The organism is Faecousia sp., from assembly GCF_048519415.1.
Lineage (GTDB): Bacteria > Bacillota > Clostridia > Oscillospirales > Oscillospiraceae > JAZOXB01.
In genome coordinates, this window is the sequence record NZ_DBFZUT010000090.1 from 1 (window position 1) to 9,165 (window position 9,165).

The window sequence follows — 9,165 nt, forward strand, 5'->3', positions numbered from 1 at the left end:
GAGAGCTGTCACCGAAGGTGACTGAGAGGGCCTTGCAGGCACTTTTGAATGGCAATAGCAATCAAGGGGAGGGCTGATTTTCCCTCTCAGGCGGCTGCGCCGCCAGCTCTCCCAAAGGGAGAGCCAAGCTGCGCAATGACAGGTCTGGGAACCTGCCGCATCCGGGCGTTTACAGCCGGGAGTTGATATTCGACGTGATATCGCGGATATTATCCTGCAGGCCGTTGGAGGAATTCGGCAGCTCCTGCTCGACCTTTTTCAGGGCATAGAGGACGGTGGTATGGTTCTTGCCGAATTCCTTGGCGATATCGGGCAGCGACAGGTTCGTCAGCTTGCGGATGAGGTACATGGCGACCTGGCGGGCCTCGGCCGTTCCCTTGTTCTTCAGGGTGCTGCGCAGGGTGCTCTCGTCGATGGAGTAGAAGCGGCAGACCTCGCTGATGATGAGGTCCGGCGTGGGGATGGCCTGCGTTTTGCCCTTATACATGTCCTTGATGGCGCGCGAGACGTTCGTGATGTCCAGCGGCATGCCGGTCAGGTCGTGATAGGCCTTGATCTTCTTGACGGTGCCCTCGATCTGACGGACGTTGTTCGTGATGTTTTCGGCAATGTAATCCACGACGTCCTGCGGCAGCTCAATGCCCAGCTCCAGCGCCTTTTCGCGCGTGATGATGAAGCGCGTCTCATAATCGGGCGGCTGGACGTCTACGATGAGGCCCCACTCGAAGCGGGTGCGCAGGCGGTCCTCCAGACGGACCATGTCGCCGGGAACGCGGTCGGACGTCAGGACGATCTGGCGCTTGTTCTCGTAGAGCGAGTTGAACGTATGGAAAAATTCCTCCTGCGTGGCGTCCTTGCCCGCGATGAACTGAATATCGTCCATGAGGAAGAGGTCGGCGTTGCGGTATTTGTCGCGGAACTCGAAGTTCTTGCCGCTGCGGACGGCGTCGATCAGCTCGTTTGTGAACTGGTCGCCCTTGATGTAGACGATGTTATAGTCCGGGTGCTCGCGCTGGATCTGGTTGGCGATGGCATAGAGCAGGTGCGTCTTGCCGAGGCCGGACTCGCCGTAGATGAACAGGGGGTTATAGGCGTCGGCGGGGTTATCCGCGACGGCACGGGCGGCGGAAAACGCGTGCTGGTTCGAAGAACCGACGACGAATTTATCGAACGTATACTGCGAGTTGAACTCGACGAAATTGCGGTTTTTCTTGTTTTTGGAGTATTGCGGCAGCTCGGTCTCGTCGAGAACGACGACCTCGACCTCCGTCTGGAACTGGTCGCGCATGGCCTCGCGGATCTGATCGATATAGCGCTTGACGATCACGTCCTTGCGGAACGGAGACGGCGAGTAGATGACGAGCTTGCTTTCCGTCAGCTCGATGACCTCGGCATCGTCAAAATACGAGGCGATCGCAATGGCCGGGGAATGCTGCTCCAGATAGGAAAGAACGCGTGACCACACATAGGCGTTGGAATACATAGAGGGCTCCTTTCCTGCATAGTTATTCCTTCTAATTTTACCACAAAAGCGGTCGTTATGCAAGTAGACACATTATATAAAAAGGACATCCAATGGCGGAGATTCTTAACGTTCTTTTGGAAGGTACCGGTCGAAGGTTGTCAAACCGGCTCGAAGGTGCTATAATGATCAGCAAAATCAAAGGCAGCCCGCACAGCGGAAGGGTTTCGCTGAATCGCGCGGCGCTGCCCGGAAAATCGAAATGACGGAGGGTAACGCGATGTTCCACATCACGCTCATCACGGTCGGCAAGCTCAAGGAGCGCTATTACGCGGCAGCGGCGGACGAGTATATCCGCAGGCTCGGGGCCTACTGCAAATTCGAGCTGATCGAGCTGCCGGAGTGCCGCCTGCCGGACGATCCGAACGGGACGCAGATCGCAGCGGGCCTTGCGCGCGAGGCGGAGCAGATCGAGGCGAAGCTCCCGCGCGGCGCGTGGTTCTGCGTGCTCACGCCGGAGGGGACGGAGCTTTCGTCCGAGGGTCTGGCCGAGCGTCTGCAGGCGGAAAAGCTCAACGGCCGCAGCGCGGCGTGCTTTCTGATCGGCTCGTCGTTCGGCATCGACGCGCGCATCAAGCGCATGGCGGATTTCCGCCTGTCGTTCAGCAAAATGACGTTCCCGCACCACCTCATGCGCGTCATGGCGCTCGAGCAGCTCTACCGCGCGGAGAGCATCCTGGCAGGGACGAAATATCATAAGTAAGGGACGGATTTTCGCGCCCCTTTCGCCGGGGAGGCTTCCATTTGCGCCATTGCGAGGCGCGAAGCGCCCTTGGCTCTCCCTCTGGGAGAGCTGTCACCGAAGGTGAATGAGAGGGCCTCGCAGGCACCTTTGAATGGCAATAGCAAGCAAGGGGAGGGTCGATTTCCCTCTCAGGCGGCTGCGCCGCCAGCTCTCCCAAAGGGAGAGCCAAGTCCCGCAGCGCAAGGAAGTTCCCATACAATTTATTTGATCCCGGAGGGAAAACAAACATGAACAAACATCAATTCGGGCCGTGGTGGCTTCTGCTGTTTTTCTGGGCGGAGCTGTGCTTTATGGAGCTGGTCGTCCATGCTGCCACGGCCCCGCAGTTCTGGCAGCCGGAGCTCGTGCTGCTGATGCTCTATCCGCTCGTTCCGGCGGTGCTGCTGTTTGCGCTGTGCCGCCTGTTCCCGCCGCGCGCGAACCGCGTGCTCGGGCCGGTGTGCAGCGGGCTTTGCTATATTTTCTTTGCCTCGCAGCTCGTGTATTACTCGATCTTCCACTGCTTCTACTCCGCCTATTCCATGGGAAACGGCGGGCAGGTCATGCAGTTCTGGAGGGTCACGCTGCACGCCATCCGCAAAAACTGGCTGCCGCTGAGCCTGATGCTCCTGCCGCCCGTGGGCCACGCCGTGCTCGGAAAGCGCTTTTCGGCGGCGCGGCTGCGCCTTCCGTATCTCCCGGCGTTTGCGGCGCTGGCCGCCGCCGTGCATTTCGGCCTGATGGCCCTGCTGCCGGTCTTCGGCACGCAGCCGCTTTCGGCCTATGACCTCTATCACAACACGAACGACATGAAGCAGACGACGGCCCACCTCGGCCTGATGCCCGCGTTCCGGCTGGACGTGCACCGGCTGCTGTTCGGCTTTGAGGGCGGCGAGATCGAGCTGGCGACGGAGACGAAAGCACCGACGGAGGCCCCGACGGAGCCGGCGCTCCCGGACGCCACGGAGCCGACCGTCCTCCCGGAGCCGGTGGTCGACACCAGTCCGAACGTGCTGGAGCTGGATTTTGACGCCGTGCCCACGGAGGGAAACGACGTGCTTTCGGAGCTGAACGCCTATTTCTCCTCGCGCACGCCGACGAACAAGAACGAAAAGACCGGCATGTTTAAGGGCTGCAACCTCATCCTCATTACGGCGGAGAGCTTTTCGTACCTCGCCATCGACCCGGAGCTGACGCCGACGCTCTATAAGCTGCAGACGGAGGGCTTTAACTTCACGAACTTCTACACGCCGTACTGGGACGTTTCGACCTCGGACGGCGAGTATGCCGCCTTGACCGGCACGATCCCGAAGCCGGGAACGTGGTCGTTCCGTGACAGCGCAGAGAATGCCATGCCGCTGACGATGGCTCAGCAGCTCAAGCGCCTCGGCTACAGCGCCTATGCCTATCACGACCACACCTATACCTATTATGACCGCAATCTGTCGCATCCGAACCTCGGCTATGTCTACCGTGCGCTCGGAAACGGGCTGGACGTCGAGGCGACGTGGCCGGAATCCGACATCGAGATGATCGACAAGACGACGGCAGACTACATGGGGAGCGAGCCGTTCCATGCGTATTACATGACCGTCTCCGGTCATCTGGAGTATAATTTCAACGGCAACGCCATGGCGAAAAAGAATCAGGACCTTGTGAAGGACCTGCCCTACAGCGGCTCTGTCCGGGCCTATCTCGCCTGCCAGATCGAGCTGGACCGTGCGCTGGAGCTGCTGCTGCAGCGGCTGGACGAGGCTGGCGTGGCGGAGAACACCGTCATCGCCCTGACGGGCGATCACTATCCCTACGGCCTGACGGACGAGGAGCAGAGCGAGCTTGCCGGGCACGAGATCGACACGCGGTTCGAGCGCTACCGCAACGCCTTTATCCTTTATAAAAAGGGCATGAAGCCGGAGCGGGTGGACAGCCTGTGCTGCACGCTCGACATTCTGCCGACGCTGTCGAACCTGTTTGGGCTGGACTTTGACTCGCGGCTGTATATGGGCCGGGACGTGTTCTCGGACGCGGAGCCGTTCGTTCTCCTGCGGGATCACAGCTGGATCACGGAAAACGCGATGTATTACGCTCCGTTGGACGAGCTGATCCTGCTGCAGGGCGACGAGCTGACGTCCGAGGAGGTCGAGGAGCGCAATCAGGACGTGAGCAATCGCTTCCGCGCCTCGGAATGGGTGCTCGACCAGGATTACTGGAGATACCTGTTCGGGGATAACCTCCCGCCGGACGGAGAAAATTGAGAGTGGAAAGTGGCGCTTTCCCATAGCTTCCCGCAATGCGCTGTAGGGGAGGGGACAGCCGGGCCCGGCTGCGCACTCCCGACCCGTACAGGCTATCGTTAAAATGGCACGCACCAATTGCGTCTGTAGCGGCGCTCAGTGAGCGCCATGCAGACTGGCAACTTTTGCGGTACGCATTCTGTGGCGTGAAGCTCTCAGATTTGTCATTGCGAGGAGGCCAAAGGCCGACGTGGCAATCTCGGGAAGGCAGTTGCGTTTTCGCCGATAGCTTTCCCACGATGCGGCCGGGTACTGCGAGATTGCCACGTCGCTTCGCTCCTCGCAATGACACGTCAGGGGAACGCGAGGTGCACCAGTGCCCTCCTGCGGTTTAATTCCCCTGTACAAGGCGCTCGCTGAGCGCCATGCAGACTGGCAACTTTTGCGGTACGCATTCTGTGGCGTGAAGCTCTCAGATTTGTCATTGCGAGGCCCCAACGGGGCCGTGGCGCCCTGAGCGCGAAGCGCGAGGAAGTGCCCTTGGGGTGCAATCTCGGGAAGGCACTTCCAAATCACAAAAAAGCCCCGGCGAGAACGCAAATCGTTTCGCCGGGGCTTACTAAAATCCGTATCATTTTCTCATAAACGCGCAAATTGATACTTGACTTTTTCTCTGCATATGTTACGATAGAAACGTGGAAACCCACCGTCCATGGTTGATTCCGATTGACGGTGTACGGTTCAGAGACGGTTGCCTGTCATCCCGCGGGTGCGGAATGGAGGCAGGTATATAGCTCCTGCGGGAAATATCCCAAAGGAGGTGATATACATAACACTTCAAGACCTGTTCTGGGTTCTTTCGATCATCTGGCATCTCTGCCAGATCGCCGATTGGCTTCGGAAAGAAAAAAAGTGAGCCGTCTGTCGCAACCAGACGACTCACTGATTTGTGAATGATCTAATTCACAAATCGGAAAGAGATACGTTATGTTTGTGGCAACCGTCTGGGTTTCCACATCTTTATTATATCCGCCTGCTCCCGAAATGTCAAATACATTTTGACGAAAATCCGGAGTTGTGCAAGGCAGCTGTTTGCGCGTTGTAGGGGAGGGGACAGCCGGGCCCGGCGATGCACTTGCAGCCCGTACAAACCGCCGTCAAAATGGCAAACGCCCCCGATTTGTCATTGCGAGGAGGCCAAAGGCCGACGTGGCAATCTCGGGAAGGCAGCTGCGTTTTCGCCGATAGCTTTCCCACGATGCGGCCGGGTACTGCGAGATTGCCACGTCGCTTTGCTCCTCGCAATGACACGTCAGGGGAGCGCGAGGTGCACCAGTGCCCTCCTGCGGTTTAATTTCCCTGTACAAGGCGCTCACTCCCCGTAAAGGGGACGCCGTATCCGTAAGGCGGCAAAGCCGCCAACGGCTGCGCAGTGAGCGGCGCTACACCCCATATTTCGGCCTTTGCCATTTTAACGGCGGCTTGTACGGGCTGCGAGTGCCGCGCCGGGCGAGGCATGCCTCGCCCCTACAACGCACGACTGGCAGCCCTGCAACACTTTCCACTCTCCATTTTCCACGAAAAAAAATCCCGGACCTGCGTCCGGGAATTTTTTTCTCAATCTTCCATTCAAATACTCAAACTTCCAGTTTGGCCGTCAGGGTCTCCTTTGCGCCCCAGCGGTCCACGACGGGCTGCACCGTGTCCTTCAGGAAGCGCGTCACCTGCGACGGGCAGCAGCCGATGAAGGCCCGCGGGTCGAGCATCTCCTCCAGCTCCTCCCGGCTCAGCGGGAACAGCGGGTCGGCCGCGATGCGGTCGAGCAGGTCGTTCTGCCCGCCCTCGAGCTTTACGCGGGCAGCCGCGGCGTGGGAATGCACGCGCAGAGCCTCGTGCAGCTCCTGCCGGTCGCCTCCGCGCTTCACAGACTCCATGAGAATGTTCTCCGTGGCCATGAACGGCAGCTTCTCCATCACGCGGCGGGCGATGACGCGCTCATAGACCACGATGCCCTCCGTGATGTTCATATAGATGTTCAAAATGGCGTCCGTCGCCAAAAATGCCTCCGCCACGGAAAGACGCTTGTTTGCCGAGTCGTCGAGCGTGCGCTCGAACCACTGCGTGCCCGCCGTGAACGCGGGGTTCAGGCTGTCCGTCATCACATAGCGCGCCAGCGCGCACATGCGCTCCGAGCGCATGGGGTTGCGCTTGTACGGCATGGCGGACGAGCCGATTTGGTGCTTTTCAAACGGCTCCTCCAGCTCCTCGAACGACTGGGCGATGCGCAGGTCGTTCGCGAACTTCATCGCGCTCTGGGCGATGCCGGACAGGGCCGAGAGGAAGTAGCTGTCCACCTTGCGGGAATACGTCTGGCCGGACACCGGCACGACGCCCGCAAAGCCCATCTCGTCCGCGATCAGGCGCTCCATCTCCTGAATTTTGCCCTCGTCGCCGCCGAACAGCTCGAGGAACGAGGCCTGTGTGCCGGTCGTGCCCTTCGAGCCGAGCAGCTGCAGGCGCGACAGGCGGAACTCCAGCTCATCGATGTCCATGAGCAGCTCGTTGATCCACAGCGCCGCGCGCTTGCCCACGGTCGTGAGCTGGGCGGGCTGCAGATGGGTGTAGCCGAGGCAGGGCGTGTCCTTCCAGCGGTCGGCAAAGGCCGAGAGGTTCCGCACGACCTGCACGGCCTTCTTCACCACGAGCTGCGCGGCCTCGCGCAGGATGATGAGATCCGTGTTGTCGCCGACGTAGCACGACGTCGCGCCGAGGTGGATGATGCCCGCCGCCTTCGGGCACTGCAGGCCGTAGGCGTAGACGTGGCTCATCACGTCGTGGCGCACCTCGCGCTCGCGGGCCTCGGCCTCAGCATAGTTGATGTCATCGCGGTGGGCCTCCAGCTCGGCGATCTGCTCGTCCGTGATGGCAAGGCCGAGCGTCTTTTCCGCGCGGGCCAGGGCGATCCACAGCCGCCGCCAGGTGCGGAATTTGAAGTCCTGCGAGAAAAGATACTGCATCTCCGCGCTGGCATAGCGCGTGGAGAGCGGGGAAATATAACGGTCCGTCTGCATGATGTTCTCCTCTTTTTACAACTGAGTCCGATCGATCGAACGGGGAGCCTCTGATGGAATTCACAAGCGTGGATGGCGTGAGATTTTTCGTCGAGTCGAGGTTTGGAAAGCGCAGGCGTACTTTGTGTACTCCAAGCTTTCTGAACCGATGGATCGGCGGAAAAGATTCGGCATCCGCCGAAGGGAATTCCATCAGAGGTTCCCCATTAAACTCCGATGTTCTGGTTTCTGTTTACGATCCGGGTCGTGACCTCGCCGCTCCGGCGGTCGATAAAGGCCGTGAAGAGCGACACGCGGTTTTCCGCGTGCAGGCCGTACCACACCGCCGCGGTGAAGTCCTCCTGACTGCCGCAGATGGTCACGGCGCGCGGCTCTCCGCAGAAGGACGGCAGCGGCGTGCCGTCGCCCTCGTAGGTGTAGATGATGTGTCCCATCCCGGCGCGCGGCACGTCATAGTCGAAGACGCTGCGCTGGCAGCAGCGCGGGCTGCCCTCCATCGCCTTGAGAATGGACAGGGCATAGTGCCCGTCCGGATACAGCAGGCCCGAGATGCGCGGCGTGAAGTCCGGCGCGTCCTGCTTGAACGTGCTGGCGCGCAGCGCCTCCTCCCACGGGCGGCCGACGGCGAAGCAGTCGCGGATGGCGTCGGTCTGGTCGCCGTTCGAAACGACCCACGCCTCGCCGATGCGCCGCACCGGGTTATAGAGGATGCCCTTGGGATCCGTCATAGCCGCAGGGTCGAAGGCCTGCGCGCGGATGCCGTCGTCCGTCCGGACAAACACGCGGTTGCGGCTGTTGGCGCTGCGGCCCATGATGAAATAGGCCAGCACGCTGCACCGGTCGTCGCCGGAGCGGCCGAGCACGATGCCGCGGCCCGGATAGGGATTGTCCCGCAGCAGACGCGAAATGTCATACATTCTGATTCTCCTCCCTGCCCCGTCTGAAAAAAAACGGCGCACCTGCCGCAAACGCAGGTGTGCCCAGACGGTCGGCAACGAACCGATCCTGCCGCGCGATCCCGAAAACCGGGTCTGTATTTTTGAACGCGCCGCTTTCTCTTTGTGCCTTTATTTTATCACATTTGCCCGCGTTCGTCAAATCCCGCCGTGACGGAATAATCAACGAACGTTTCGGGTTCCCCCGCGGATTTTTGTGCTTTTTCCATAGAACGAAGATATTTGTAATGTTATGTGTAGAGGAAGAGCGGGATGGAAGTGGAAAGACGAGAATGGAACGTGGAGAGCTGCACGAGGCTTTCTGCCGTGCATTGTAGGGGAGGGGCATGCCCCTCCCGACACTGCACCGGCGGGAAGTGCGGGCCAATGTTAAAAAGGCAATGGCCCCCAAGTTTGTCATTGCGAGGGCGCTCTGCGCCCGTGGCAATCTCGGGAAGGCACTTCCAGTTCGTACAAGGTGCCGATAAAAACGCACCGACCGATTGCGTCTGTAGCGGCGCTCACTGCGCAGCCGTTGGCGGCTTTGCCGCCTTACGGATGCGGCGTCCCCTTTACGGGGAGCGAGCGCCTTGTACAGGGGAATTAAACCGCAGGAGGGCACTGGTGCACCTCGCGCTCCCCTGACGTGTCATTGCGAGGAGCAAAGCGACGTGGCAAT

Annotated in this window: 5 protein-coding genes; 2 read left to right on the top strand and 3 right to left on the bottom strand. The window is 60.2% G+C overall.

The window, feature by feature from the left end:
• Positions 1-169: 169 nt before the first annotated feature.
• Entirely contained in the window at positions 170-1,483 is a 1,314-nt protein-coding gene (gene dnaA / locus ACMKFF_RS09355) for a chromosomal replication initiator protein DnaA (RefSeq protein ID WP_349137006.1), read from the bottom strand.
• A 241-nt stretch (positions 1,484-1,724) separates the two neighbouring features.
• On the opposite strand from dnaA, the gene ACMKFF_RS09360 reads away from it, so the two are divergent.
• Both ACMKFF_RS09360 and ACMKFF_RS09365 read left to right on the top strand, forming a co-directional pair.
• A complete protein-coding gene (locus ACMKFF_RS09360; RefSeq protein ID WP_419496763.1) occupies positions 1,725-2,225 on the top strand; it encodes a 23S rRNA (pseudouridine(1915)-N(3))-methyltransferase RlmH in 501 nt (166 codons plus the stop codon).
• Between the two features lie 269 nt (positions 2,226-2,494).
• Positions 2,495-4,501, top strand: a complete 2,007-nt coding sequence (locus ACMKFF_RS09365) for an LTA synthase family protein (protein WP_419496764.1) — start codon at positions 2,495-2,497, stop codon at positions 4,499-4,501.
• A gap of 1,616 nt (positions 4,502-6,117) precedes the next feature.
• Here ACMKFF_RS09365 and purB read toward each other — a convergent pair.
• Both purB and ACMKFF_RS09375 read right to left on the bottom strand, forming a co-directional pair.
• A complete protein-coding gene (gene purB / locus ACMKFF_RS09370; RefSeq protein ID WP_349134406.1) occupies positions 6,118-7,551 on the bottom strand; it encodes an adenylosuccinate lyase in 1,434 nt (477 codons plus the stop codon).
• A gap of 206 nt (positions 7,552-7,757) precedes the next feature.
• Positions 7,758-8,468, bottom strand: a complete 711-nt coding sequence (locus ACMKFF_RS09375; protein ID WP_419496765.1) for an IMP cyclohydrolase — start codon at positions 8,466-8,468, stop codon at positions 7,758-7,760.
• Positions 8,469-9,165 lie beyond the last annotated feature (697 nt).

Coding starts and splice junctions, on each gene's coding strand:
- dnaA (WP_349137006.1), bottom strand. CDS start 1,483: ATGTATTCCAACGCCTATGTGTGGTCACGCGTTCTTTCCTATCTGGAG.
- ACMKFF_RS09360 (WP_419496763.1), top strand. CDS start 1,725: ATGACGGAGGGTAACGCGATGTTCCACATCACGCTCATCACGGTCGGC.
- ACMKFF_RS09365 (WP_419496764.1), top strand. CDS start 2,495: ATGAACAAACATCAATTCGGGCCGTGGTGGCTTCTGCTGTTTTTCTGG.
- purB (WP_349134406.1), bottom strand. CDS start 7,551: ATGCAGACGGACCGTTATATTTCCCCGCTCTCCACGCGCTATGCCAGC.
- ACMKFF_RS09375 (WP_419496765.1), bottom strand. CDS start 8,468: ATGTATGACATTTCGCGTCTGCTGCGGGACAATCCCTATCCGGGCCGC.